The 25,982-nt window shown below is 68.3% G+C and carries 25 protein-coding genes; 12 read left to right on the top strand and 13 right to left on the bottom strand.

The features are described from left to right. Nucleotides 1-521 precede the first annotated feature (521 nt). Nucleotides 522-1,418: a dienelactone hydrolase family protein gene (locus ABIC44_RS15740; RefSeq protein ID WP_354296490.1), complete on the bottom strand. Its 897-nt coding sequence runs from the start codon at nucleotides 1,416-1,418 to the stop codon at nucleotides 522-524. Between the two features lie 78 nt (nucleotides 1,419-1,496). Between ABIC44_RS15740 and ABIC44_RS15735 the strand changes: the two genes are divergently transcribed. Beyond that, nucleotides 1,497-2,072: a glutathione S-transferase family protein gene (locus ABIC44_RS15735; protein ID WP_354296489.1), complete on the top strand. Its 576-nt coding sequence runs from the start codon at nucleotides 1,497-1,499 to the stop codon at nucleotides 2,070-2,072. Nucleotides 2,073-2,087: 15 nt separating this feature from the next. Here the strand turns inward: ABIC44_RS15735 and ABIC44_RS15730 are convergent, their stop codons facing one another. From ABIC44_RS15730 to sppA, 5 genes are all read right to left on the bottom strand, one after another. After that, the gene (locus tag ABIC44_RS15730; RefSeq protein WP_307100613.1) at nucleotides 2,088-2,255 is read right to left on the bottom strand and encodes a hypothetical protein; all 168 of its coding nucleotides are present in this window, start codon (nucleotides 2,253-2,255) and stop codon (nucleotides 2,088-2,090) included. Between the two features lie 163 nt (nucleotides 2,256-2,418). Beyond that, nucleotides 2,419-3,768 (bottom strand): glutathione-disulfide reductase, encoded by a 1,350-nt coding sequence (gene gor, locus ABIC44_RS15725; protein ID WP_309701046.1) that lies wholly within the window; start codon nucleotides 3,766-3,768, stop codon nucleotides 2,419-2,421. 225 nt (nucleotides 3,769-3,993) lie between these two features. Then, nucleotides 3,994-5,484 carry a glucose-6-phosphate isomerase gene (gene pgi, locus ABIC44_RS15720; RefSeq protein ID WP_354296488.1) on the bottom strand — a complete coding sequence of 497 codons (1,491 nt, stop codon included), beginning with the start codon at nucleotides 5,482-5,484 and terminating at the stop codon, nucleotides 3,994-3,996. A 146-nt stretch (nucleotides 5,485-5,630) separates the two neighbouring features. After that, entirely contained in the window at nucleotides 5,631-6,221 is a 591-nt protein-coding gene (locus ABIC44_RS15715; protein WP_307100607.1) for a GNAT family N-acetyltransferase, read from the bottom strand. Between the two features lie 207 nt (nucleotides 6,222-6,428). Beyond that, the gene (sppA, locus tag ABIC44_RS15710; RefSeq protein ID WP_354296487.1) at nucleotides 6,429-8,393 is read right to left on the bottom strand and encodes a signal peptide peptidase SppA; all 1,965 of its coding nucleotides are present in this window, start codon (nucleotides 8,391-8,393) and stop codon (nucleotides 6,429-6,431) included. 226 nt (nucleotides 8,394-8,619) lie between these two features. On the opposite strand from sppA, the gene groES reads away from it, so the two are divergent. Both groES and groL read left to right on the top strand, forming a co-directional pair. Further along, nucleotides 8,620-8,907, top strand: a complete 288-nt coding sequence (gene groES / locus ABIC44_RS15705) for a co-chaperone GroES (protein ID WP_230483787.1) — start codon at nucleotides 8,620-8,622, stop codon at nucleotides 8,905-8,907. 87 nt (nucleotides 8,908-8,994) lie between these two features. Further along, complete coding sequence (groL, locus tag ABIC44_RS15700) at nucleotides 8,995-10,635, top strand: chaperonin GroEL (RefSeq protein ID WP_307100603.1); 1,641 nt, start codon at nucleotides 8,995-8,997, stop codon at nucleotides 10,633-10,635. 600 nt (nucleotides 10,636-11,235) lie between these two features. Here the strand turns inward: groL and ABIC44_RS15695 are convergent. The 3 genes from ABIC44_RS15695 to ABIC44_RS15685 are packed head-to-tail and all read right to left on the bottom strand — an operon-like array spanning nucleotide 11,236 to nucleotide 13,212. Next, nucleotides 11,236-11,973 carry a thioredoxin domain-containing protein gene (locus ABIC44_RS15695; protein ID WP_354296486.1) on the bottom strand — a complete coding sequence of 246 codons (738 nt, stop codon included), beginning with the start codon at nucleotides 11,971-11,973 and terminating at the stop codon, nucleotides 11,236-11,238. Nucleotides 11,974-12,001: 28 nt separating this feature from the next. Continuing rightward, the gene (locus ABIC44_RS15690) at nucleotides 12,002-12,697 is read right to left on the bottom strand and encodes a thioredoxin domain-containing protein (RefSeq protein WP_354296485.1); all 696 of its coding nucleotides are present in this window, start codon (nucleotides 12,695-12,697) and stop codon (nucleotides 12,002-12,004) included. Next, nucleotides 12,697-13,212, bottom strand: a complete 516-nt coding sequence (locus tag ABIC44_RS15685; RefSeq protein ID WP_354296484.1) for a DUF721 domain-containing protein — start codon at nucleotides 13,210-13,212, stop codon at nucleotides 12,697-12,699. The genes ABIC44_RS15690 and ABIC44_RS15685 overlap by 1 nt, the downstream gene beginning before the upstream one ends. Before the next feature lie 26 nt (nucleotides 13,213-13,238). Between ABIC44_RS15685 and mutY the strand changes: the two genes are divergently transcribed. Genes mutY through nudC form a run of 3 tightly spaced genes read left to right on the top strand, consistent with a single transcriptional unit; the run spans nucleotide 13,239 to nucleotide 16,467 of the window. Then, the gene (gene mutY / locus ABIC44_RS15680; protein ID WP_354296483.1) at nucleotides 13,239-14,288 is read left to right on the top strand and encodes an A/G-specific adenine glycosylase; all 1,050 of its coding nucleotides are present in this window, start codon (nucleotides 13,239-13,241) and stop codon (nucleotides 14,286-14,288) included. An 8-nt stretch (nucleotides 14,289-14,296) separates the two neighbouring features. After that, entirely contained in the window at nucleotides 14,297-15,616 is a 1,320-nt protein-coding gene (locus tag ABIC44_RS15675; protein WP_502959857.1) for a serine hydrolase domain-containing protein, read from the top strand. After that, the gene (gene nudC, locus ABIC44_RS15670; protein WP_354296481.1) at nucleotides 15,613-16,467 is read left to right on the top strand and encodes an NAD(+) diphosphatase; all 855 of its coding nucleotides are present in this window, start codon (nucleotides 15,613-15,615) and stop codon (nucleotides 16,465-16,467) included. Before ABIC44_RS15675 ends, nudC begins: the two co-directional genes overlap by 4 nt. Nucleotides 16,468-16,490: 23 nt before the next feature. Here nudC and ABIC44_RS15665 read toward each other — a convergent pair whose 3' ends face one another. Continuing rightward, entirely contained in the window at nucleotides 16,491-17,381 is an 891-nt protein-coding gene (locus ABIC44_RS15665; RefSeq protein ID WP_309701069.1) for a prephenate dehydratase, read from the bottom strand. Nucleotides 17,382-17,498: 117 nt separating this feature from the next. On the opposite strand from ABIC44_RS15665, the gene ABIC44_RS15660 reads away from it, so the two are divergent. From ABIC44_RS15660 to ABIC44_RS15645, 4 genes are all read left to right on the top strand, one after another. Further along, nucleotides 17,499-18,206, top strand: a complete 708-nt coding sequence (locus ABIC44_RS15660; protein ID WP_354296480.1) for a c-type cytochrome — start codon at nucleotides 17,499-17,501, stop codon at nucleotides 18,204-18,206. Nucleotides 18,207-18,213: 7 nt separating this feature from the next. Then, nucleotides 18,214-19,254, top strand: coding sequence for an NAD(P)H-dependent flavin oxidoreductase (locus tag ABIC44_RS15655; RefSeq protein ID WP_354296479.1), 1,041 nt, complete (start codon nucleotides 18,214-18,216; stop codon nucleotides 19,252-19,254). 46 nt (nucleotides 19,255-19,300) lie between these two features. Next, nucleotides 19,301-20,368 (top strand): sialidase family protein, encoded by a 1,068-nt coding sequence (locus ABIC44_RS15650; RefSeq protein ID WP_354296478.1) that lies wholly within the window; start codon nucleotides 19,301-19,303, stop codon nucleotides 20,366-20,368. Between the two features lie 112 nt (nucleotides 20,369-20,480). After that, entirely contained in the window at nucleotides 20,481-21,299 is an 819-nt protein-coding gene (locus tag ABIC44_RS15645) for a shikimate 5-dehydrogenase (protein ID WP_354296477.1), read from the top strand. 260 nt (nucleotides 21,300-21,559) lie between these two features. Here ABIC44_RS15645 and ABIC44_RS15640 read toward each other — a convergent pair whose 3' ends face one another. Further along, nucleotides 21,560-21,961: an EVE domain-containing protein gene (locus ABIC44_RS15640; protein ID WP_354296496.1), complete on the bottom strand. Its 402-nt coding sequence runs from the start codon at nucleotides 21,959-21,961 to the stop codon at nucleotides 21,560-21,562. A gap of 140 nt (nucleotides 21,962-22,101) precedes the next feature. Between ABIC44_RS15640 and ABIC44_RS15635 the strand changes: the two genes are divergently transcribed. Both ABIC44_RS15635 and ABIC44_RS15630 read left to right on the top strand, forming a co-directional pair. Next, the gene (locus tag ABIC44_RS15635) at nucleotides 22,102-22,482 is read left to right on the top strand and encodes a hypothetical protein (protein WP_307100580.1); all 381 of its coding nucleotides are present in this window, start codon (nucleotides 22,102-22,104) and stop codon (nucleotides 22,480-22,482) included. Nucleotides 22,483-22,558: 76 nt separating this feature from the next. After that, nucleotides 22,559-22,837, top strand: coding sequence for a DUF3297 family protein (locus tag ABIC44_RS15630; protein ID WP_309697142.1), 279 nt, complete (start codon nucleotides 22,559-22,561; stop codon nucleotides 22,835-22,837). A gap of 244 nt (nucleotides 22,838-23,081) precedes the next feature. Here the strand turns inward: ABIC44_RS15630 and ABIC44_RS15625 are convergent, their stop codons facing one another. Then, nucleotides 23,082-24,944, bottom strand: coding sequence for an ABC-F family ATP-binding cassette domain-containing protein (locus ABIC44_RS15625; protein WP_309701083.1), 1,863 nt, complete (start codon nucleotides 24,942-24,944; stop codon nucleotides 23,082-23,084). 161 nt (nucleotides 24,945-25,105) lie between these two features. Next, nucleotides 25,106-25,813, bottom strand: a complete 708-nt coding sequence (locus ABIC44_RS15620) for a hypothetical protein (protein WP_354296476.1) — start codon at nucleotides 25,811-25,813, stop codon at nucleotides 25,106-25,108. Nucleotides 25,814-25,982: the final 169 nt, after the last annotated feature.

Here is a 25,982-nt window from a genome sequence, read left to right as displayed (position 1 = left end):
TTTTTGTTTGGAGGCGCGCGCCCTCCCGTGGGCTTCGACTTCGCTCAGCGTGAACGGCGGTTTCGGGTGGGGCTCATGCGTTAAGGGTGGGGGCGTACCCCCCCGCCTGGCTTAAGTCGTATCGACATTCAGCATTGCGCCTTCTTCCCTCTCCCCTGGCCAGGGGAGAGGGTTAGCGAAGCTTGCCAGCTTGCTGGCTAGCGCAGCTTGGGTGAGGGGTTGAGCGAGCCCAAAGGCTCGCGCGCTCGCGGAGCGAGCGCCACCCCTCACCCAGCTCCGACTAAGCCTTTGCTCTCGCAAAGGCCAAGTCTGCGCAACCCTCTCCCCTCTGCGAGGGGCGAGGGAAGGGAAGGCATCGCTGGATGTCGATCGGCCCTGGCCTGGGCGAAGTCGAAGGCCATGTCCCAAGAGGCCCCGCTTTCCACCAGCATCCAGCGCGCGATGCGGCCGCGCGAGCGGGGGTTGGTGTAGAGCGTCAGATCGCCGGTCATCGCATGTCTCCTCGATACGTGCCGGACCGGTCAGACCCGGTCGAGATGGCGATGCAGGAAGCGCGTCGTCCGCTCCCATGCCTGCGCGGCCGCCGCCGCGTCATAGCGCGCCGCCGAGCTGTCATTGTTGAACGCATGATCGACGCCGGGATAGGTGAAGGCCTCGACCGGCCGCCCCGCCGCCTTGAGCGCCGCGACCCAAAGCGTGCCGGTCGCGTTCACGCGCGCATCCTTGCCCGCATAATGGAGCATCAGCGGCGTGCGGACCTTCGCCGCCTCGGCCGGGTCGGGGGCGGGCCCGTAATAGGCGACCCCCGCCGCCAGGGCCGGTCCCGCCGCCACCGCCAGCCGGTTGACGAACGCCCCGCCCCAGCAAAAGCCGACCGCGCCGACCTTGCCCGTCCCCGTGCGGTCCGCCCGCCCATGGTCGATCATCGCCCGCGCCTGGGCCAGCGCCAGATCATAGTCGAGCGTACCGATCAGGGTGCGCGCCTTGTCCTCGTCGGGCGGCGTGCCCCCCTGGGGGGCGAGCAGGTCGGGCGCGATCGCGTGGAATCCGACCAGCGCCAGCCGCCGCGCGACATCCTCGATATGCGGGGTCAGGCCGCGATTCTCATGGATGAGCAGGACCGTGCCCAAGCGCTTCCGCGCCGCTCTGGGCACCGCGACATAGGCGGCGGAGCGGGCCCCAGCCTCCATCCCCTCGCGCCGATCAATGCGCAGCCGGGCGTCATGCGGATCTACGACCGTGGCCGCCGCCGGGCTCGCGGCGATGCCCAGGATCAGCACCTCGGCCGCCGCAGCCGACCCAGCCAGCGCGGTCATCTGGCGCAACAGGTTGCGGCGGTCGTGATGCTCATGGGTGAAGGCGTCATAGATCCGGACGGCCCGGTCATGCAGCGAATCGGTCGGGGGGATATCGGTCATGCGGGCATCCTCCACTCCTGACCGCGGGTCCGGCATCGGCGCCGGTGATTTTGCGATCCGGATGAGGAGCTTAGTCGGGTGCGGGGACCGGGGCTAGGCTCGATCGGGTACGGTTACGACACGGTGGTGCTCGACTATGGGACGACGATGGTCGCGCCCGCCTATCGCGCGATCAACCCGATGATGAAGGTGCCCGCCATCGTCCATCGCGGACAGGTGGTGACCGAAACCGCCGCGATCTGCGCCTATCTGGCCGACGCCTTTCCGGATGCCGGGCTGGCGCCATTGCCGGCGGAGCGTGCCGATTATTATCGCTGGCTGTTCTTCGCGGCGGGCCCGCTGGAGGCGGCGATCACCAACCGCGCGATGGGCGTGACCCCGACGGTCGAGCAGCAGCGCATGGCGGGCTATGGCGATTTCGACCGGGCGGTGGCGGTGATCGGCGATGCGGTGGCGCGCCATCCCTATATCGCGGGCGATCGCTTCACCGCCGCCGATGTCTATCTGGGGTCGCAGCTGATGTGGTTCACCCAGTTCGGACTGCTGCCCAAGACCGAGCCGGTCATGGCCTATATCGGCCGGTTGAGCGATCGCCCCGCCCATGCGCGCGCCACGGCGCTGGACGACGAAAGGGTTGAGGAAGGGGTGGCCTGACTCCGCCCCGGCGGGTCAGGCGAGTACCGGAAATGCGCGCTGCGCCTGCTGGGCGGCGCGCAGCATGTCGAGCCCTGCGGCGAAATGATTGCCCGCCAGCGGCTGGTTCAGCGCATCGGCGCCCTCCAGCGCGGCCTGGGCCAGCGCGATGATTTGATCGAGGGTCGGGGCAGGAGCGGACATCGCGGTTTCCAGGGCAACGGGTTTCGGACCATCGCGTGACGGCCGTGCAATCGCATAACGCGCAAGGCTTAAGCTTCGATAACTTTTTTCGCGATAACGAATATCCGTGGCCAAGTGACCATCTGCCCCCGAGCGGGACACTCGGGGGCAGGGTGCGCGTGGGTCAGCGCATCAGGACCAGTTCCTCGGCCATGGTCGGGTGCAACGCGACAGTGGCATCGAACTGCGCCTTGGTGAGCCCCGCCTTCACCGCGACCGCCGCCGCCTGGATGATCTCGGGCACGTCGGGGCCGATCATGTGCAGCCCGACCACCCGGTCGGTGTCGCCGTCGCAGACCATCTTGTAGAGCGCACGTTCGTCGCGCCCCGCCAGCACATTCTTCATCGGGCGGAAGTCGGAGGTATAGACGCGGACCGAGCCCAGCTTCTGCTTGGCCTGCGCCTCGGTCATGCCGACCCCCGCCATGGGCGGGTGGCTGAACACGGCGGCGGGGATGCAGTCATAATCGACGCGGGTCGGCTTGTTGCCGAAGATCGTGTCGGCAAAGGCCTGTCCCTCACGGATCGCCACCGGGGTCAGCTGGACGCGGTTGGTCACGTCGCCGACCGCGTAGATGCTGTCGCAGGTCGAACGATTATCCTCGTCCACCTTGATCGCGCCATGCTCGTCCAGCTCGACGCCCGCCGATTCCAGCCCCAGCCCATGGGTGTTGGGCAGGCGGCCGGTCGCGAACATGACCAGGTCGACCTCGATCGGCGCATGGTTCGACATGGAGACCAGCAGCGACCCGTCCGCCTGCTTCTCGATCCCCTCGAACGTCGCGTCGAAGCGGAACTCGATCCCCTTCATCATCGAAATCTGGAGCAGCCGGTCGCGGATCGTCAGGTCGTATCCGCGAAGAATGTCCTTGCTGCGGTTGATCAGCGTGACGTGCGCGCCGAACTGGTGGAAGACGCCCGCAAATTCGTTGGCGATATAGCCCGCGCCCGCGATCAGCACGCGGCTGGGGATCGCATCGAGATGGAACGCCTCGTTGGAGGTGATGCCGTGCTCATGGCCGGGGCAGGAGGGGACGGCGGGATGCGCGCCGACCGCGATCAGGATCTTGTCGGCGGTCTTCTCGGTCCCGTCGGCCAGGCGCACGCTGTGCGGGCCGGTGACGACCGCGCGCTGCTGGATGATCTCGACCTTATGGCTCTCCAGCGTGTTGGTATAGGCGCCGTTCAGCCGGTCGACCTCCGACAGGACATTGTCGCGCAGCGTCTTCCACGAAAATTCGCACTCGCTGGGCACCTGCCAGCCAAAGCGGCGGGCGTCCTTCAGGTCCTCGGCGAAATGCGCGCCGTATACGAGCAGCTTCTTCGGCACGCAGCCACGGATGACGCAGGTGCCGCCGACGCGATACTCCTCGGCCACCGCCACGCGCGCGCCATGCGCCGCCGCGACCCGCGACGCCCGCGTTCCCCCCGAGCCTGCGCCGATGACGAACAGGTCATAGTCATACTCAGCCATGGGATCGGTTTCTCCGGGGAATGGGGGCGACAGGCCCGCCTAAAAGCATAACGGGGGACGCCGAGCCAAGTTCAGCGTCCCCCTGACAGTGATCGGAAATTCAAATTCCTCCCCTGCCAGGGGAGGTGGCACGCGTCGCGTGACGGAAGGGGGGGCGCTATCGAGAGGGGGACACCCTTCCACCAGCTTCGCCGGTCCCCCTCCCCTGGCAGGGGGAGGATCGGATCACCCAAAGGCGCGCTTGATCAGGTCCTCGGTCGAGGGATCGAAATCCTGCCCGCCCTGTTCGGCGGCCTTGGCCATTTCCTTGCCCAGCTCGACGCCGAACTGGTCGAAGCTGTTGATGCCCAGGATCACGCCGTTCACGAACACGCGGTGCTCGTAAAAGGCGATCAGCGCGCCCAGCGTGCGCGGGTCGAGCGTCTCGAGCAGGATGGTCGAGGACGGACGATCGCCGGAATAGCTGCGCGCGGGATCGTCGGTCTTCTTGCCCTTCATCAGCGCGGCGCCCTGCGCGAAGGCGTTGAGCAGCAGCTGGCGGTGATGCTCGTCGCTCAGCACATCGCCCGGCTCGACCACCGCGATGAACTCGACGGGGACGAGGTGGGTGCCCTGGTGGAGAAGCTGGAACACCGCATGCTGCGCATCGGTGCCGACCCCGCCCCAGGTGATCGCGGCGGTGGGACGGCCGACGGGCTGGCCATCGACGGTCACGCCCTTGCCGTTCGATTCCATCTCCAGCTGCTGGAGATAGGAGGGCAGGAGGCGCAGCCGCTCGTCATAGGCGAAGGGCGCGCGCGTCTCGGCATGGCGGACCTGGGTATAATAGAGGTCGGCAAAGGCGGCGAGCGCGGGGGCGTTCTGCGACAGGTCGGTCAGGCGGAAATGGCGGTCCATCTCGGCCGCGCCTTCGAGCAGTTCCTCGAACGCGTCCCAGCCCAGGCCCAGCGCGGCGGGGAAGCCGATCGTCGACCAGAGCGAATAGCGGCCGCCGACCGACTCGGCGAAGGACAGGATGCGCGTCTCGTCCACGCCCCATTCGACCGCCTTGGCGGGGTTGGCGGTCAGTGCGATGACCCGGCCATAGGGGTCTTCTACGCCGTGCTCGGTCATCCACTGGAGCGCCGAGGTGGCGTTGAGCATCGTCTCGGTGGTGGTGAAGGTCTTGGACGCGACGACCAGCAAGGTGGCGGCGGGGTCGAAACGCTTGAACACCTCCTCCAGCGCGACGCCGTCGACATTGGAGACGATCGCGACGTCATAGCGGTCGCTGTCGCGGCCCAGCGCATCGACCAGCAGGTCGGGGCCCAGCGCCGATCCGCCGATGCCGATGTGCAGGACATGGCGGATGGGGCCCAGCGCCTCGGCCTCGATCGCGTCGATCAGCGCGCGCATCCGGGCGTGCGAGGCGCGGGCGGTGGCGACGCTTTCGGGATTGCCTTCGCCACGCTCGGCGGTGTGCTCGACCGCACGGCCTTCGGTGACGTTGACCACCTCGCCGCCGAACAGCGCGTCGCGCTTGGCAGCCAGTCCCTTGGTCTTGGCCAGTTCGGCGAAGGCGGCGACGGCCTCTGGCGTCAGATGCGTCTTGGACCAGTCGAAATGGATGCCCGCCACGTCCAGGCTGAGCGAGGCCAGCCGGTTGGGATCATTCGCGAAAAGATCGAGAAGCGGAGTCTGCGGGAGCGATTCGATCGTCGACCAGTCGGCAGCCATGATGCCTGTTCCTTCCTTGACCTGCCCCAAAGGGCTTCATCCACGGCGTTAGACAATGCGGGTGCGCAAAGCCAAGCCCTAGATTGGTATGGTGGATCAGGCTGGTACGCGAAATCGCCACGGGCGGGCGACTTGCGGCGGATCGGTCAGCGGTGCTTCACCGCCACCGGGTCGCGCACCACGCCGACATCGGCGAAGCGCCGGGGCTCGGCGGGCTGGGGTACGGGCTGGGCCAGTTCGCGCTGCCAATAGCCGACATCGATCCAGCGGCCATGCTTGTGGCCGACCTCGCGGAAGACGCCCGCGCGGCGGAAGCCGACCGCCTCGTGCAGCTTGATCGATCCGTCATTGGGCAGCGCGATCACGCCCATCGCCTGGGTGAAGCCCTGCGCGGTCAGCGTGTCGACCAGCGCCTCGTAGAGCAGCCGTCCGACGCCCGCGCGTTGCGACACGTCGGCGACATAGATGGTCGTCTCCACCACCCAGCGATACGCCTCGCGCTCGCGGAAGCGCGCGGCATAGGCATAGCCGATCACCGCATCCTCGCGGCCCGCCTCGTCGCTCAGCGTGGCGACGATCCATGGATACAGCCCGTCCGCGCCCTCCATCCGCGCGCGCATCGCATCGGCATCGGGCGCCTGCGTCTCGAAGGACACCACGCCCGCCAGCACATGCGGCGCATAGATGGCGGCGATGGCGGCGGCGTCATCGGGGCGGGCGGCGCGAATGGCGATCATGGGGCGTGCGTCTCCTGAAACGATGGGCCTGCCTAGCGCGCGGACGCGCCGTTCGGAAAGCCCCGATTCCCGCGCGCCGTTTGGGGAAGGCCCCAATCCCGAGCCCCGTTCGCACCGAGCGAACTCGAAGTGCACGCCCCACATCGGGGCAAAGGGTTTCCCCTGGCCTTCGACTTCGCTCAGGCTGAACGGAGGTGGCGGATCAGCTCACAACCCCAGCTTTGCGATCAGCAGATCGAGCAGCCGCTCGTCGCTGACCGAGCCCACCGGACCCAGGCCGCCGCATTCCAGGCAGCGCGCCTGCACCGACCCGCCGCGCGCCAGTCGCGCGACATCGCCCAGCGCGCGGGCCGCGACCGCGCGACGCTCCGCCGCCGCGATGGCGAACACGTCGCCGCCCTGCTGCGTGTCGTCATCGTCGCTGTCGAACCCTTCGGCCAGCGTCGCGGCGAAGCCCGGCTTCTTCTCCAGATATTCGGCATAGACCTTGGCGGGGTCCAGCCTGGCGCGGCGCGCGGCCTCGGCGATCGCGTCGGACAGGGTGCCGAACCGGTCGACCAGCCCGATCTGCCGCGCGGTGCCGCCGTCCCACACGCGTCCCTGCGCGATGGTGTCGACCTTTTCCACCGACATGTGGCGCGACTCGGCGACGCGGGTCAGGAACTGGCGATAGCCATTCTCGATCCCCGCCTGGAGGATGGTGTCGAGCATCGGGGTGAAGCCGCCCAGCACATCGGGCTGGCCGGTCAGCGGCGTGGTCTTCACCCCGTCGGTGGTGATGCCGATCTTGGCCATCGTGTTCTCGAACGAGGGGATCAGCCCGAAAATGCCGATCGACCCGGTGATCGTGCCCGGCTCGGCGAAGATCAGGTCGGCGGGGGTCGAGACCCAATAGCCGCCCGACGCGGCCAGGCCGCCCATCGACACGATGACGGGCAGCTTCTGCCGCTTGGCCTCCAGGATCGCCTGGCGGATCTGTTCGGAGGCCAGCACCGAGCCGCCGGGCGAGGCGACGCGGACGACCAGCGCCTTCAGTTTCTTCTTGGCCAGCCCGTCGAGCAGCGCCTTGGCGATCGTATCGCCCGCCGCGGTGCCGGGGCCCGCCTCGCCATCGACGATATTGCCCGCGATGGTCAGCACGCCGATCGCGTCGCCCTGCGTCGGCAGGGGATGGGCACGCACCCAGGAGGCGTAGGAGATGGTCCGGAAGCTGCCCGCAGGCTTGCTCGCATCGGCGCCCGCAATCTCGGCGACCCGCTTGCCGAAGGCCAGCTTGTCACCCAGCCTGTCGACCAGCCCGGCCTTCAGATTGGCGTCCGCGATGCTGCCGTTCGCGGCCAGCACCGCGCGGTCCGGCTGGGCCAGGAAACTGTCGATCTGCGCCTTGGGCCGCGCCTTGGCGACGCCCTCGCGCCACTGGGCGAACAGCGTGCCGTACAGCGCCTGCGACGCCGCGCGCGCCTCGGGGCTCTGGTCGGCGCGGATATAGGGTTCGACGAAGGACTTGAACTTGCCGACGCGGTAGACATGCGCGTTGACGCCCAGCTTGTCGATCAGCCCCTTGTAATAGAGCTGGTTGCCGCCCGGCCCCGCGAACAGCGTGCCGCCCAGCGGGTTGACCCAGATCTCGCTGGCGTTCGCGGCCAGGCGATAGGCGCCGTCGGTATAGGCGGTGGCATAGGCCAGCACCGGCTTGCCGCCCTTGCGGAAGCGCTGGATCGCGTCGCCGACCTCCTGCAAGGTCGCAGGATAAGCCCCGCCGAACGCATCCAGGTCGAGGACCAGCACCTTGACCCGGCCGTCATCCTTGGCGGCATCGATCGCGCGGACCAGATCGCGCAGGCGATATTCGTGCGGGACGCTGCGCCCCGACAGCATGGCGAGCGGCGCGATCGTCTCGGGCTGCTCGACGATCGGGCCGTCCAGCTTGAGGAGGAGGGCGCCGTCGGTGATCGCCTTGGTCCCCGGCCGTGCGTTGAGCGCGGCGAAGATCAGGCCGAAGAACAGCAGCATCGCCGCCAGGACCAGGAAATCCTTGATCCCGACCAGCAGCCGCCACGCCGCCTTCAGGATGCGCCAGCCGCTACGCTTGCCCGGCTTGCGTCCCGGTCGGCTGAAATCCTGGTCGAGGGGAGAGGCGGGCGGAAGAGCGTCTGCGCGAGCGTCGGTCATTCCCCATCGCTACCCCAGCCGCGAAGGCGCGGCAATGGTCCGTATTAGCCAGCCAATACGGACGCCGCCGCACCGCGATTTTGTTCCCGCTTTCGGGGCGGCCGGTCGAAATTTTTTGATCGGGGTCGTTGACGGCCTGAACCGGCGTTCACATATCCGGTGGCGTTGGCACTCGCATGGCTCGAGTGCCAGAAAAGTGTAACATGCCAGATAAAGGGACATGGCAATGAACTTTCGTCCGTTGCACGACCGCGTTCTCGTCCGTCGCGTCGAGGCCGAGGAAAAGACGGCCGGTGGGATCATCATCCCCGACACCGCCAAGGAAAAGCCCCAGGAGGGCGAGGTTGTCGCCGCCGGTTCGGGCGCGAAGGCCGAAGACGGCAAGCTGACCCCGCTGGACGTGAAGGCGGGCGACCGCATCCTGTTCGGCAAGTGGTCGGGCACCGAGGTCAAGGTGAACGGTGAAGACCTGCTGATCATGAAGGAATCGGACATCTTGGGGATCATCGGCTGAGCCGATGATCCCCAACCCCGGCGAAGGCCGGGGCCCAGATCAAAAGATTCCTGATCCTCAACATCCCAATCTGAAAGGGTAGCCACCATGGCAGCCAAGGAAGTCAAGTTTTCGCGCGACGCGCGTGAGCGCATTCTGAAGGGCGTCGACATCCTCGCCGATGCCGTCAAGGTCACGCTGGGCCCGAAGGGCCGCAACGTCGTGATCGACAAGTCGTTCGGTGCGCCCCGCATCACCAAGGACGGCGTCTCGGTCGCCAAGGAAATCGAACTCAAGGACAAGTTCGAGAATATGGGCGCCCAGATGGTGCGCGAAGTGGCGTCGAAGACCAACGACATCGCCGGTGACGGCACCACCACCGCGACCGTCCTCGCTCAGGCGATCGTCCGCGAGGGCATGAAGTCGGTTGCGGCCGGCATGAACCCGATGGACCTGAAGCGCGGCATCGACATCGCCGTCGCCAAGGTGACCGAGGACATCAAGTCGCGCTCGAAGCCCGTCTCGGGCAGCCAGGAAGTTGCCCAGGTCGGCATCATCTCGGCGAACGGCGACCGTGAAGTCGGCGAGAAGATCGCCGAGGCCATGGAAAAGGTCGGCAAGGAAGGCGTCATCACCGTCGAGGAGGCCAAGGGCCTCGAATTCGAACTCGACGTCGTCGAGGGCATGCAGTTCGACCGTGGTTACCTGTCGCCCTACTTCATCACCAACCCGGAAAAGATGACGGTCGAACTCAACGACCCGTACATCCTGATCCACGAGAAGAAGCTGTCGAACCTGCAGGCGATGCTCCCGATCCTGGAAGCCGTCGTTCAGTCGGGCCGTCCGCTCCTGATCATCGCCGAGGACATCGAAGGCGAAGCGCTGGCGACCCTGGTCGTCAACAAGCTGCGCGGCGGTCTGAAGGTTGCAGCGGTCAAGGCACCGGGCTTCGGCGATCGTCGCAAGGCGATGCTGGAAGACATCGCCATCCTGACCGCGGGCGAGCTGATCTCGGAAGACCTGGGCATCAAGCTCGAGACCGTCACCGTCGGCATGCTGGGCACCGCCAAGCGCGTCACGATCGACAAGGACAACACCACCATCGTCGATGGTGCGGGTGATGCCGACGCGATCAAGGGCCGCACCGAGGCGATCCGTGCGCAGATCGAGAACACCACCAGCGATTACGACCGCGAGAAGCTCCAGGAGCGTCTGGCCAAGCTCGCTGGCGGCGTGGCCGTCATCAAGGTCGGCGGTGCGACCGAGGTCGAGGTGAAGGAGCGCAAGGACCGCGTCGACGACGCGCTGCACGCGACCCGCGCGGCCGTCGAAGAGGGCATCGTCCCCGGCGGTGGTACGGCGCTGCTGTACGCGACCAAGGCGCTGGACGGCGTCAAGGGCGTCAACGACGACCAGACCCGCGGCATCGACATCGTTCGCAAGTCGCTGACCGCGCTGGTTCGCCAGATCGCTCAGAACGCCGGTCATGACGGTGCGGTCGTGTCGGGCAAGCTGCTCGACCAGAACGACACCTCGTTCGGCTTCAACGCGTCGACCGACACGTACGAGAACCTGGTCGCCGCCGGCGTCATCGACCCGACCAAGGTCGTGCGCACCGCGCTCCAGAACGCGGCGTCGGTCGCGGGCCTGCTGATCACCACGGAAGCCACCGTGGCCGAGCTGCCCGAAGACAAGCCCGCCATGCCCGCCGGTGGTGGCATGGGTGGCATGGGCGGCATGGACTTCTAAGTCGGATATCGGCGACCGGCGGGGCTTGCGCCTCGCCGGGAACCGGACCGGCCTGTCCTTGCGGCACAGCCAACAGAAAGGGCCCGGGGAGCGATCCCGAGGCCCTTTTTTGTGTCTGCTTCATGGTCCGAACTCCGTTCGGCCTGAGCGCAGTCGAAGGCCACGGGAATGCCTTCGCGGAGATGGCGGGGCGTGCACTTCGACTTCGCTCAGTGCGAACGGGCGTGGGGAGTGTCGGCGCGATCCCACAGTCTGCTCTCCGTTCAGCCTGAGCGTAGTCGAAGGCCACGGGATCCCCTCGCGGAGATGGCGGTACGTGCACTTCGATTTCGCTCAGTGCGAACGGGGTGTGGGGGAGAGCCATTGAAAGGCCCCGTTCCCCGGCGAAGGCCGGGGCCCAGTTACGATGCGATCGAGATGGCTCCAGGCGTCGCGTGGGAGGCTCAAACCGGCGCGGCGCAAACGCCTCCCATGAAGCCGTCCGCGCGCCAGCGACGATGGGGCGACTGGGCCCCGGCCTTCGCCGGGGAACGGAAGAGGCATGAAAAAGGGCGGCCGAGCCTTCGCCCGACCGCCCTTCACGAACCGCGAATGCCGCGCTTACGCGCCCGCGTTCTTCAGCGCCGCCTGGACGTCCTTCCAAGTGATCGCGCCCTGAAGCGGCTTGCCGTTCAGGATGAAGGTCGGGGTGCCCGTCACCGTGCCGTCGGCCCCGCGATCCTGGGTCTGCTTGGTCAGGCGGTCGATCTCCAGCATGTTGCTGAGGCAGGCGCGCGCCTTGGCTTCGGGGATGCCGCGCTGCTTGACGAAGTTGATCAGGTCCATCTGGTCGGCCAGCGCCTTGATCACGTCGACCGGCTTGGCATTCTGCAACGCCTTTTGCTGCTCGGGGCTCATCGCCTGGAGCTTGTCGTTGAAGCCCTGCTGCGACTGGTACATCTGTTCCAGGATCGGGAAGAAGGTCGCCTCGCCCGCGCAGATGCCGAGCAGCGCGGGCGGCAGGTCGGGCGCGCCGTGGATCAGGAATTCGCGGAATTCCCAGCTGACCTTGCCCGACTTGACGTAATCGTTCGTCAGCGGCTCATAGCCTTCCCGCGCGAAGGCGCCGCAGGCGGGGCACAGGCGCGAGCCATATTCGACCAGCTTGATCGGGGCATTGGGGTTGCCCATCACGAAGCCTTCGCCGGTCTTGCTGACGACCTGGGTCCAGTCCTTGCCCGCAGGCGCGGGGACCGCCGCGACCGGCGAGGCGGCGGGAGCGCTGCTGTTGGCGTCGCCGCCGCCACCGCAGGCGGCCAGCGCGAGAGGCAGGGCGAGAAGGAGGAGACGAGACTTCATCGACAAATGCTCCGAGAGAAAAGGGGGATCAGCGGGCGCCGGCCGCGCGCAACAGCGGCAACAGGCGTTCCCAGGTGAAGACACCCGTCGCCTGGCGACCGTTGATGAAGAAGCCGGGCGTGCCCTCCAGGGTCTTGGGGGCAGAGCTGGTCATCGCGACGATCCGGTCGGTGGCGGCGCGATCCGACAGGCAGGCGGTGATCTGCGCATCGGTCAGCCCGGCGCTCCGGCCAATCTCGGTCAGCCCCGCGCCATCGGCGATCGCGCGCATCTGCGCCGCCGCCGGATACATGCCGATCCGCTGGCCATTGGCCTGTTCGAACTCCATGCCGCGCGCCAGCCACGTCTTTTGCTGCGCGAACAGCGTGTCGGTCAGCCCGGCGAATTTCGCCGCGCCGCCGCACCGCGCGATCAGCGCGGCCGCCAGGTCGATCCGGTTGAAGATGTAATGGCGCAGCTCGATGCTGGTCGAGCCCGACCGGACCATCTGCCCCTTCAGCACCGCGCCCGAGCTGTTGATGAAGGCGGCGCAATGCGGGCAGGTATAGCTGACATATTCGACCAGCTTCACCCGCGCCGCCGGATTGCCGATGACATAGGCGCCCGTCGGCGTCTGGGTGATATGGGTCGTCCAGTCGGTCTTGCGCTGCGCCTGGGCCGCCTCGACGGCGCTGGTGGCGGAAAGCGAAAGGCCGAGCGCGGCCAGCGACAGGAAAAGGCGCATCACGATACCTTGGGAATGCCGCGCGTCGCCGCGACGCCCGCGGCCAGCGATTCGAGCACCGCGCGAAGCTCTGGGTCGGCGATCTGGCGCAGGCCGTCGCCCATTTCCGGCGGCACCGGCTGGGGCTTGGGGCGGGCGGGGCGGCGGGGCGCGCCCATCGGGAGATCGCCCTGCCGGATCTGCAACCGCGCGACCGCCGGATAGCCGAAGAAGCGATTCACCCGCTCGATGATCTCGGGCGCGATATGCTGCATCATCGGGGCATGGGCCCCGCGCACGACCAGGGTCAGCACGCCATTCTGCTTCTCGCCCTGCGGAAAGCGGATCGATTCGGGCGCGCTGGCGGTCGACAGGCGCGGGCCGACGATATCGGGCCAGCGGCTGACGATCGCGCTCTGCACGAAGCCGAAACGACGAAAGGCCGCGCCGCCGATGGCGGGCAGCAGTTCGGACACCGCGCGGGGGCGGTTGGAACGGGGGGGCGGCTCCTGGGGGGCGCGGACGCGCTTGCTCATGTCGCGCTCCATGCCATAGCGGGCCGGTGGACGCCAAGCCTTCATCATCGCCCGACAATCCTGCCGCCCGGCTGCTCGCCTGGTACGACCGTCATGCCCGCGACCTGCCCTGGCGCAGCAAGCCGGGGGAGACGCCCGATCCGTACCGGGTCTGGCTGTCTGAGGTGATGCTGCAACAGACGACGGTGGCGGCGGTCGCGCCGCGCTTCACCGCCTGGGTCGAACGCTGGCCCGACGTCGCCAGCCTGGCCGCCGCGCCAGATGAGGACATCATGGCCGCCTGGGCGGGGCTGGGCTATTATGCCCGCGCGCGCAATCTGGTGAAGGCCGCGCGGGCGGTCGTGGCGGAGCATGGCGGGCGCTTTCCGGCGACGGAGGCGGCGCTGCGCGACCTGCCGGGACTCGGGGCCTATACGGCGGCGGCGGTGGCGGCGATCGCGTTCGGCGAGCGCGCGGTGGTGGTCGACGCCAATGTCGAGCGCGTCGTCGCCCGGCTGTTCGCGATCGAAACGCCGTTGCCCGCCGCGCGGCCCGCGATCCGTGCCGCGACCGACCGAATCACCCCCGACGCCCGCGCTGGCGACTTCGCGCAGGCGATGATGGACCTGGGCTCCGCGATCTGCACGGTGAAGAAGCCGCAATGCCTGCTCTGCCCCCTGGCCGTCGATTGCGATGCCCGGGCGCAGGGGATTGCCGAGACGCTCCCAGCCAAGGCGCCCAAGAAAAAACGTCCCTATCGTCACGGCACCGTCTTCTGGATCGAGCAGGAAGGGCGGGTCTGGCTGGTCCGCCGCCCGGACAAGGGGATGCTGGGCGGCATGCGCGCGCTGCCGACCGGGCCATGGAGCGACGAACGGCCGGGGCTGGCCGAGGCACCGGGCAGGGGGCCATGGACGATGCTGAACGAGACGGTCGTGCATGGCTTCACCCATTTCGAGCTGGAACTCGCGCTCGCCCGGAGCGAAGGGCGGCCCGAGGACGCGGCGGCGGGGGAATGGTGGCCGGTCGCCGATCTGGGAACCGCCGGGCTCCCCACGCTGTTCGCGCGGGCGGCCGATCTGTTGAAAAGGACCTGATGCCGATGATGCGCCGAATGATGATGACGGGCGGGGTGGCGATGACCCTGCTGGCGACCGCCGCCCCGGCCCAGCTGGCGGCACCGCCGCGCGCGTCGGTGGCGGCGGCGACCCGGCTGCCCGCGACCCAGGCCCTGTTCGACAGCTATGTCCGAACCGGCAAGATGCCCGGCATCGTCGCCGCGCTGGGGATGCAGGGACAGCCGACCGTCTTCGTCTCGGCGGGGCGGACCGGCCTGGAGCCGAACGCGCCTGCCGCCGGGCCGGATACGCTGTGGCGGGTCTATTCGATGACCAAGCCGATCACCGCGATGGCCGCGATGATGCTGATCGAGGAGGGGCGGCTGAAGCTCGACCAGCCGCTGTCCGACATCTATCCGGCCTATGCGCGGATGCGGGTGCTGACCGACCCCGACCATTCGCTGGAAACCCGGCCTGCGACCCGGCCGATCACCATTCGCAACCTGATGACCCATACGGCGGGGCTGGGATACAGCATCGTCACGAAGGGTCCGCTGCTTCAGGACTATGAGCGGCTCGGTATCGTGCCCTTCGCGGCCAATGCGCAGGTCGAGGCCAAGGTGCGGCCGACCCGCCCCGACAGCCTCCAGCAATTCGCCGAGCGCGTCGCGACCCTGCCGCTGATCGCCGAGCCGGGGACCAAATGGAGCTATTCGATCGGCCTCGACGTGCTGGCGGCCGTGGTCGAGAAGGTGTCGGGCATGCCTTTCGAGCGGTTCGTCCAGACGCGGCTGTTCGCCCCGCTCAAGATGACGTCCAGCTATTGGCAGGTTCCGGCCTCGGCGGCGAACCGGCTGGCGACCAATTACACCTTCATCGGCGACCAGTTGGTGCCGCTCGATCCGGCGGCGGGCTCGGTCTTTCGCCAGCCGCCCAGCTTTCCCTATGGCGGGGCGGGGCTGGTCATGTCGGCGCGCGACTATGACCGGTTCCTCCAGATGCTCCAGAATGGCGGGGAGGTGGACGGCGTCCGCGTGATGAAGGCGGAAACGGTCAAGCTGGCCATGTCGAACCTGCTGCCGTCGGGCGTCACCTATGGCTCGGTTTCAGGCACGACCGGGGGCAGCGCGGGCGAGGTGCCGACCGGCTTCGGCGCGGGCGGGTCGGTGACGCTGGCCGATACGCCGGGCGGTCCGGGCAAGGGCACCTATGGCTGGGGCGGCGCGGCGGGCACCATCGCCTTTGTCGACCCCAGCCGCCACATGCGCGGGACCGTCATGGTCAATTACTTCCCGGCGGACCGCTATCCGCTGCGGCGCGATCTGGCGGCGGCGCTGTACCAGGATCTGGGGGCACCGCGTCGATGAACGGCCTCGGCTTTACCGGCGGGCGACTCGACCGCGCCGATCCGCTGCGTCATGACGAACCGGGTTTCGCGGCGGCGCTGGCCGATCCGGCGGCACGGCTGCTGATCCTGAACGAATATCAGCCGGTCATGGCCGAGGGGCGCCTGGGTTGGACCGCCATCGCCCCCGACGCCCGGCCGGAGGATCATGTCCTGCTGGGCATCGAGGACGGCGCGCCGCATTTCGCGCGGCTGGTGGCGGAACCGGCCGCTGGGCGCTCGGTCGAGATGATCGCGGCGCTCCACGCGCTGGCGGCGGGCGAGGCGGCGACCTATGCGGCGGCGCGCTCGGTGCTCGACTGGCATGCCCGGCATGGCTTTTGCGCGCGCTGCGGCGCGGCGACCGCGCCGTTCCGCGCGGGCTGGGGGCGGCGCTGTCCGGCGTGCGGCACCGAGCATTTCCCGCGAGTCGACCCGGTGGTCATCATGATCGCCGAGCATGACGGGCGCGCGCTGCTCGGCCGCCAGCCCGCCTTTCCGCCGGGGCGCTACTCGGCGCTGGCGGGGTTTCTGGAACCCGGCGAATCGATCGAGGAAGCGGTCGCGCGCGAGCTGTTCGAGGAAGCGGGCGTGCGGGTGCGCGACGTGCGCTATATCGCCAGCCAGCCCTGGCCCTTCCCTTCGTCGCTGATGATCGCCTGTGTCGCGACGGCGCTGGACGACCGGCTGGCGATCGACACGACCGAGCTGGAGGACGCGATCTGGGTGTCGCGGGACGAGGTGCGCGCCGCGCTGGCAGGGGATGCGTCCAGGTTCGGCGTGCCGCCCACTTATGCCATCGCGCATACGCTGTTGGAGGCGTGGGCCCGATAATCCTCCCCGGTACGGGGAGGATTTCAGCCGCGCTGGCGTGCCTGGGCGTAGGTGCCCAGCACCCGCATCCATTTGCTGTGGAAGCCCAGTTCCTCGATCGCGCGGTCGAAGGCGGGGTCGCCCGGCTTGCCGACCACGTCGCAATAGAATTCGGTCGCCGCGAAGCTGCCGCCGCGCTGATAGCTTTCCAGCTTGGTCATGTTGACGCCGTTGGTCGCAAAGCCGCCCATCGCCTTGTAGAGCGCGGCGGGGATGTTCTTCACCTCGAAGATCAGGCTGGTCATCCACGGACCGTCGCCCACCGGCGGCTGGCCGCCGCGCGCCAGCACCACGAAGCGGGTCATGTTGCGGTCGCCGTCCGAAACATCCTCGGCCAGCAGGTTCAGGCCGTACAGCTCGGCGGCGCGCGGCGGGGCGAGCGCGGCGATGCTGGCGTCGCCCATCTCCGCCACCCGCGCCGCCGCGCCCGCCGTATCGGCATAGGCGATCGGGCGAATCCCATGCGCGCGCAGCCAGTGGCGGCACTGGCCCAGCGCCTGCGGATGGCTCATCGCCTCGACCAGCCCGTCGCGGCCGCCCGTCGCCATCAGCGCGTGGCGGATCGACAGGAAATGCTCGCCGACGATCGCCAGCCCGGATTCGGGCAGCAGGAAATGGATGTCGGCGACGCGCCCGTGCAGCGAATTCTCGATCGGGATGATCGCGCGGTCGGCCTTGCCGCTCTTCACCGCATCCAGCGCGTCGGCAAAGTCGAAACAGGGCAGCGGCAGGCCGTCCGGAAAGGCCTCCACCGCCGCGACATGGCTGTTCGCGCCCGGCGCACCTTGAAAGGCGACCGCGCGCGCGGGTTCGGCCAGCGCGGCCTCGGTCATCGCCGCGACGATCGGGCGGGCGGGGGCGGCATAATTTTCCATGGGCCAGCGGCCTAAAGCGCGGGCGCCATGCGATCAAGGGAAGCAAAACTTGCCGTCCGCGAAAGCCGCACCTAAGGTCTGCGTTCAGGAGAGATATTGGCGGGGCAGCGAAAAGCGATGGACCTAAAGACCAATACGATCGCGGGATGGGTGCTGGGCGCGGCAGGCGTCGCATTGGGCCTTTCGATCGTCGGCGGCATGATCTTCCACGACGAGCGCCCCGAGAAAATGGGCTATGCGATCGAGGGCGTCGAGGCCGAGGGATCGGGCGGCGGCGCCGCCGAGGTGCCGATCGCCTCGCTGCTGCCGACCGCCGATGCGGCCAAGGGCGCCGAAGTCTTCAAGAAATGCGCCGCCTGCCACACGATCAACCAGGGCGGCGCGAACGGGATCGGTCCCAACCTCTATGCCACCATGGGAGAGGCTATCGCGCAGGGCAAGGCGGGCTTCGCCTTCTCCGACGCGCTGAAGGCGGTCGGCGGCACATGGGACTGGGACAAGATGAACGCGTGGCTGACGTCCCCGCGCAAATTCGCGCCCGGCACCAAGATGACCTTTGCCGGGCTGTCCAATCCGCAGGACCGCGCGAACGTGATCCGCTATCTCAACCAGCAGGGATCGAACCTGCCGCTGCCCGCCGCGCCGGCCGCCAAGGAACCGGCGGCCGGCGACGCCCCCGCCAACGGCGCCGATGCGGCGGTCAACCGGGTCGAGGAGGATCCGCGCGGCGATACCGGGTCGATCGCCAATACCGGCACGCCCGCGCGGGGTGCGCCCTCGGTCGATCCGCAGGCGGCGGTGGAGGGGGCCAAGGCGCCGCGCTGACCGGGGAATGCTGCCCGGCCTGAGCCTCGATCCGCCGATCCTGCAAGCGCCGATGGCGGGAGTGTCGACGCCCGCCATGGCGGCGGCGGTCGGGGAGGCGGGCGGCCTCGGCGCGGTCGCCCTGGGGGCCAGCGATGCCGCTGGTGCCGCCGCGACGATCGCCGAGACGCGGGGCCGAACGCCGCGCCCCGTCAACGTCAATCTCTTCGTCCATGCGCCGCCTCGCCCCGATCGCGAGCGGGAGACGGCTTGGCGCGAGGCGTTGCGGCCCGCCTTCGCCGAACAGGACGCCGCCCCGCCGCTGGCTCTGCGCACCATCTATGCCAGCTTTGCCGAGGATGACGCGATGCTGGCCCTGCTGGTCGCGACGCGCCCCTCGGTGGTCAGCTTCCATTTCGGGCTGCCCGGCGCCGATCGGATCGCGGCGCTGAAACGCGTCGGCTGCCGGTTGCTGGCGAGCGTCACCTCGCTGGCGGAGGCGGAGGCCGCCGAGCGTGCGGGCATCGATGCGCTGGTCGCTCAAGGGTATGAAGCGGGCGGGCATCGCGGCGTCTTCGACCCGGATGCGCCCGACGACCGGCTGGGGACGCTGGCGCTGACCCGGTTGCTGGTGGTGCGGACGCGCCTGCCGGTCATCGCGGCGGGCGGGATCATGGACGGGGCGGGCGTGTCGGCGGCGCTGGCGCTGGGGGCGGTGGCGGCGCAGCTGGGCACCGCCTTCATCGCCTGTCCGGAAAGCGCGGCGGACGACGCCTATCGCGCAGCGCTGAGCGGCCCCGGAGCGGCGCATAGCGTCATGACCCGCGCCATATCCGGGCGGCCTGCGCGCTGCCTGCCCAATCGCTTCACCGCGCTGGGCCAGACCTTGTCGGTCGCGCCGCCCGATTATCCGCGAGCCTATGACGCCGGAAAGGCGCTGAACGCCGCTGCCCGCGCGAAGGGCGAGCATGGCTATGGCGCGCAATGGGCCGGGCAGGGGGCTCCGCTGGCCCGCGCCCTGCCAGCAGGCACGCTGGTCCGCACGATCGCTGGCGAGATGCGGCGATAGCGTCTATCCGCGCCGACGATTGCAGGTGATCGGAAAGGGACAGTTTGTGAGAATCGCGCTTTGGATGGCGGCCCCCGCGCTGGTCGCGGCCGCGCCCCTGCCCGCAGCGGAGAGCCGCTCGCCGATCCTGCTGTCCGAGTTTGTCGATGCCGCCGCCCCCTATCCGCAGGCGCATGCCTCCACGATCGTCCAGCTTCCCGACGGCACGCTGGCCGCCGCCTGGTTCGCCGGGTCGGGCGAGAGCCGCCCCGATGTCCGCATCTGGTTCGCGCGCCGGGGGGCAAAGGGCTGGGCAGCCCCGGTGCCCGTCGCCGATGGCGTCAGCCCGGACGGCAAACGCTATCCGACCTGGAACCCGGTGCTGTTCCAGCCGCCGGGCGGCGCGCTCCAGCTGTTCTACAAGGTGGGTCCGAACCCGCGCGAATGGTGGGGCATGGTGATTCGCTCGACCGATGGCGGCCGCACCTGGACCCGCCCCGAGCGGCTGCCCGACGGCGTGCTGGGGCCGATCAAGAACAAGCCGGTGATCGCCGCCGATGGCAGCTGGATCGCCCCGTCCAGCCGCGAGGAGGGCAATGCCGAGGCCAATATCTGGTCGCTGCGAATCGAGCGCAGCACCGACCAGGGCAAGAGCTGGACGGTGGGCCCGCGCATCGCCAGCCCCATGCATATCGAGGCGATCCAGCCCAGCATCCTCTTCCACCCGGACGGTCGCCTGGAGCTGATCGCGCGGACGCGGCAGGGGGCGCTGGCGCAGAGCTGGTCGCGCGACAATGGCGTCACCTGGTCGCCGATCGCGGCCATCGACCTGCCCAATCCCAATGCGGGCACCGATGCGGTGACGCTGGCCGACGGGCGCCAGCTGATCGTCTATAACCACAGCGCGCACGCCCCCGATACGCCGGGCGACGGGCCGCGCTGGCCGATCAATATCGGGCTGTCCGATGACGGGTTGCGCTGGCACAACGCGCTGACGCTGGAGAGCAAGCCGATGCCCGATGGCTATGCCTATCCGGCGGTGATCCAGACGCGCGACGGGCTGGTCCATGTGACCTATACCTGGAACCGGCAGCATATCCGGCATGTCGTGATCGATCCCAGGCTGCTCAAGTAAGGGAGGGAGCCCCGAGCGGGGCCCCGAACGGAGCGAAGTCGAAGGCCACGGAAATCGCCCGAGAAAACAACAAGGGGGTGCCACCCGCGCCGCAGCCCGCTACACCATCGCGATGACCACCAAGCCCCCCATCGGTCGCGATACGCGGCTGTGCATGTCGCTGTCGGCGCGGCCCGGCAATTTCGGATCGCGCTTCCACAACCGGCTCTATGAGCTGACCGGGCTCGACTATGTCTACAAGTCGTTCAGCACCACCGATCTGGCGGCGGCGGTCGGGGGGATTCGTGCGCTGGACATTCGGGGCTGTGCGATCTCGATGCCGTTCAAGGAAGCGGTGATCCCGATGCTCGACGCGCTGGCCGGGTCGGCGGCGGCGATCGACAGCGTCAACACCATCGTCAACGATGGCGGGCGGCTGACCGGATATAATACCGACTATGCCGCCGTCGTCGAGCTGGTCGCCGATATCGATCGCGCGACGCCGTTCGTGCTGCGCGGATCGGGCGGCATGGCCAAGGCGGTGGCCGCTGCGCTGCGCGATTCGGGCTTCACGCACGGCACCATCGTCGCGCGCAACGAAGCCGCGGGGCGGGGACTGGCCGAGCTTTACGGCTTCGGCTGGGCGAGCGAATTGGGCGAGGGGGCGCCGCTGCTCATCAACGTCACGCCGATCGGCATGACCGGCGGTAATGAGGATGACCTGGCCTTTCCCGAGGCGATGATCGCCGATGCGGACATCGTCTTCGACGTGGTGCAATATCCGCCCGAGACGCGGTTCCTGAAGGCCGCCCGGGCGCTGGGCAAGCGAATCGTCACCGGCACCGAGGTCGCGACCATCCAGGCGCTGGAACAGTTCGTCCTCTATACCGGCCTGCGCCCCACCCCAGACCAGGTGGCCGAAGCGGCCGCCTATGCCCGCAGCCTGGGCTAGGGCCGATCGACATTCAGTATTGTGTTTTCTTCCCCTCTCCCCTGGACAGGGGAGAGGGTTAGCGAAGCTTGCCAGCTTGCTGGCTAGCGCAGCTTGGGTGAGGGGTTGCGCGAGCCCAAAGGCTCGCGCGCTCGCTTCGCGAGCGCCCACCCTCACCCAGCTCCGACTAAGCCTTTGCTACGCAAAGGCCAAGTCTGCGCAACCCTCTCCCCTCTGCGAGGGGCGAGGGAGGGAAAGGCATCGCTGAGCGTCGATCCGCCCTAGATTCCGCCCATCGCCGTCAGCACCGCCCATTCGGCTTCGCCCACCGGCGAGACGGAGAGGCGGGACTGGCGCAGCATCGGCAGGTCGGCCAGCCTGGCCTCCGCCTTCATCGCCGCCAGCGTGACGGGGCGGGGGAGCGGCCGGTCGGGCGCGACCTGGACCGAGACCCAGCGTCCATCTTCGCCATCGGGGCGCGCGGCGCGGGTGACGGTTACGATCCCGACCGCCGCCTTATCCTTGCCGCTGTGATAGAAGATCGCCGAGTCGCCCACCGTCATGGCGCGCAGATGCTTGGCGGCGGCGGCGTTGCGTACGCCGTCCCATTCGGTCGCGCCGTCGCGGACCAGATCGTCCCAGCCATAGCTGTCCGCCTCCGATTTCAGCAGCCAATAGGCCATGGTCGTATCGCGCTCCTGAACCGCGACTAAACGCCGCATTCCATGTCCATTCAGCCCGATGATGGCAGGGAACGCAACACCGACGCCAGCGGCGCGTTTTGCCATCAGCGGACCGGGCGTATCAGTATCGGAGGTTCGGTATGAACGGAGTTTTGAAGAAAGTGGGGTTGGGCGTCGCCTTGGCCGCGACCGCGCTGACCGCCGCGGCACCCGCCGAGGCGCAGCGTTGGGGTCGCGGCTGGGGTGGAGGCTATTACAACCGGGATCGCGGCGGCGATGCGGTGGCGGGCGCGTTGCTCGGCGGCATCCTCGGCCTGGGCGTCGGGGCTGCGATCGCCAGCAGCAACCGGCCGCGCTATGTCGATCGCGGCTATTATTACGATCGCGGCTATGATCCCTATTATGCGCCGCCGCCCCCGGCGGTGGTCTATGAATATCAGGATTATCGGCCGCGTTGCTGGAACGACTGGCGCTGGGACCCCTATTGGGGCCGCAACGTCCAGGTGCGGGTCTGCAACTAAGTCCAAGGGCGGCGTCGGATCATTCCGGCGCCGCTTTTTCTTGGCAGCGAGCCCGTCTCGGCGTTAAGGCGCGGACATGACCGATACCGTTCCCGATCGCCTGTCCACCAACCCGGACAGCCCCTATTTCGACCAGGACCTGCTGCAGCGGGGCGTTGGCATCCGCTTCAAGGGCGCCGAACGCCGCGACGTCGAGGAATATTGCATTTCCGAAGGCTGGATCCGCGTCGCGTTGGGCAAGAAGGTCGACCGCCATGGCCGCCCGCTGACCCTGAAGCTGACCGGCGAGGTCGAGGCGTGGATCGAGAACCCGGCCGCTGGCGAAGACGCCGCCGAGGGTTCGGACGAGGCCTGATTTCCGGCTGTACCCCGGCGAAGGCCGGGGGCCGGTTGCCTTCGAGGGTGGGGTGTAGTGGCCTCCCACTTGTCGGGTAGCGCGCCATCTATTTCGCTGTGACTGGGCCCCGGCCTTCGCCGGGGAACATGCCTGCGTTATGGACCATCTGCTCCCAACCCCCCGTTCAGGCTGAGCGAAGTCGAAGCCCAGGGGAATCCCCTGCCGCATTTCAACGTCACTCAACGCGAACGGAGGGCCGGGCTCAAGCCGCCTCCATGGCCTCGCCCGCTTCCATCCAGCGCGCCTCGGCATCGGCGAGTTTCTCGACCACTTCGGCGCGGCGCTTGTTCAGTTCGCCCATCGACAGCCTGGCATGGCGCGGTTCGGCCGAGGCCGGATCGTTCATCGCCTTGTCCAGCGCGTCGCGCTCGCGGGTCAGCTTGGCCATCTCGTCCTCGATGCCACGCAGCGTCTTCTTCATCGCGTTGAAGCGTTCGCGCTGCTCGGCCGAGGCCTTCTTGCTGGCCGCGCGGTCCGCCTTGGACGCGGCGTCGCCCTGGCCCGCATCGCCCTTCAGGACGAAGGCGATGTAATCGTCCAGCGACCCGTCGAATTCCTTCGCGGTGCCGTTGTCGACCAGCACCAGCCGGTCCGCGGTCATCTCCAGCATGTGGCGGTCATGGCTGACCAGGACGACGGTGCCCTTGTACATGTTGAGCGCCTGGACCAGCGCCTCGCGCGCATCGACGTCGAGGTGGTTGGTCGGTTCGTCGAGGATCAGCATGTGCGGCGCGTCGCGGGTGATGAGCGCCAGCGCGAGCCGGGCGCGTTCCCCGCCCGACAGCTTGCCGACCTTGGTCGTCGCCTTGTCCCCCGAAAAGCCGAACCGGCCCAGCTGCGCACGCACCGCCGCCGGGGTCGCGCCGCGCATGATCCGGGTCATGTGCTCCAGCGCGGTATCGTCGGTGTCGAGCTCCTCGACCTGATACTGGGTGAAATAGCCGACGCGCATCTTGCCCGACGAGTTCATGTCGCCTTCCATCGGCGTCAGCTGCGCGGCGAGCAGGCGGGCCAGCGTCGTCTTGCCGTTGCCGTTGCGGCCCAACAGCGCGATCCGGTCGTCCGGGTCGATGCGCAGGTTCAGCCGCTTCAGGATCGGCGTCTCCGCATAGCCGACACTGGCGAGGTCCAGCGTGATCAGTGGCGGGCGCAGCTGGTCGGGATCGGGGAAGTCGAAGGACAGCGAGGGATCGTTCGCCATTTCGGCGATCGGCTGCATCTTGGACAGCATCTTGGCGCGGCTCTGCGCCTGTTTGGCGGTCGAGGCGCGGGCCGAGTTGCGCGCGATGTAATCCTGCAGCTTGGCGCGCTGCGCCTCCTGATTCGCCTTGGCCGCGGCGAGCTGCGCCATCCGCTCGGCGCGCTGGCGCTCGAACGAATCGTAACCGCCGGGGTAGAGCGTCACCTTCCCGCCCTGCAGGTGCAGGATATGGTCGACGACATTGTTCAAAAAGTCGCGCTCATGGCTGACCAGCAGGATCGTCGCGCGATAGGATTTGAGGAAATCTTCCAGCCACATCACCGCTTCGAGGTCGAGGTGGTTCGACGGTTCGTCGAGCAGCAGCACGTCGGGCGCCGAGAAGAGCAGGGCGGCGAGCGCCACGCGCATCTTCCACCCGCCCGAATAGCTGGACAGCGGGCGCGCCTGCATCGCCTCGTCGAAGCCCAGGCCCTGGAGGATGCTGGAGGCGCGCGCGGGCGCGGTATAGGCGTCGATCGCGATCAGCCGTTCGTAGATGTCGCCCAGCTTTTCGGGATCGCTCTCGGTCTCGCTGCGCTCCATCAGCTCGGCGCGTTCGACATCGGCGGCCAGCACCGTCTCGAACGGGGTGGCGGTGCCGTCGGGCGCTTCCTGCGCGATATAGCCGAGCCGCGCGCCCTTGGGCATTTCGCACGCGCCGTCATCGGCCTCCAGCTGGCCCGCGATCACGCGGACGAGCGTCGACTTGCCGGCACCATTGCGGCCGATCAGGCCGACCCGGCTGCCGGGGGGGAGCGCGGCGGATGCACCGTCGAGGATCGTGCGGCCGCCCAGGCGCACGGTGATGCCATTCAGATTGAGCATGGCGCGCGCGTAGCAAATTCCGGCGCGAAAGGGGAGGGGGACCATGCGAAACATGGTGGAGGGGTGTCCCGGCTGGCGAGGTCGGCTCTGCCTTACCGCCGGGGAAACCCCTCCGTCAGGCCTTCGGCCTGCGACCTCCCCGTGTCGGGGAGGTGTAAGGTTCAGCGCGCGGCGAGGTTGGTCGCGCCGGCGGGCGGCCAGTTCTGCGGCCCGCACTTCTTGACGACCCATTCGGCGCGCTTGTTCCAGCACAGCGCGTCGAGGCGCGGCATGGTCACGGCGACATGCTCGCGGCCGATATAGCGCGGGAAGCGCTGCTCGCCATAAGGGACCAGGCTGTTGCGCAGTTCCTGCATCCGGTCGACCGCCAGCTCGCCCAGATGGCCGCGCGGGGTGAAGACCGCCTGATGCAGGATCGAGCTGGCCGTCTGGCAGAAGCCCAGCTGGCCCGACACCGAGGAGAAGCTGGCATAGGTGCGCGTGCCGAACTGGTCGAGCGCGTTCTGGCCTTCCTTCACGGTCTTGTTCTTGCGCTTGAAATAGGCGCCGAGCGTGTCGAACGCGCCTTTCAGCTCGCCCTCATGATCCTTCAGGATGGCATTGTAATTGGCGACCGTGGCCAGCGTCGGCTCGAACTGGCATTGCAGCGCGGCGACGTTGAGCGCGGCGCGCATGTTCCAGAGCAGCCCCGCGCGCAATTCGGCCGGGGTCGCGCCGGGCAGCGGCTGGCCGATGCCGGGTTCGTCGCCCTGAACGGGCTTTCCCTGGAAATTATAGGGCTGCAGGAAGAATTGTGCCGATGCGGGTGCCGCGGCACCCATCCCCCAAAAAGCCACGCCGGCGACCAGCGCGGTACGCACCAACTTCATTGTGTTCCGATCCTTCCCCCGTAGGGCTTTCGAGCGTCCCGAAACATAACGCTTTTTGGGGGCCGACCCAAATGGAAATCACGGGGTCGCGTCGATTGTCGGATGCGATCGGTCGTTACGGAAAGGCAGCGAAATCGCGGTGTTGGCGGTGGCGCCGACGCCCCATTTA

Origin of the sequence: Sphingomonas sp. 1185, from assembly GCF_040544655.1 — a bacterium.
GTDB lineage: Bacteria > Pseudomonadota > Alphaproteobacteria > Sphingomonadales > Sphingomonadaceae > Sphingomonas.
The sequence above is the reverse complement of the archived record's forward strand: the minus strand, read 5'-3'. Positions and strand labels throughout refer to the sequence as shown.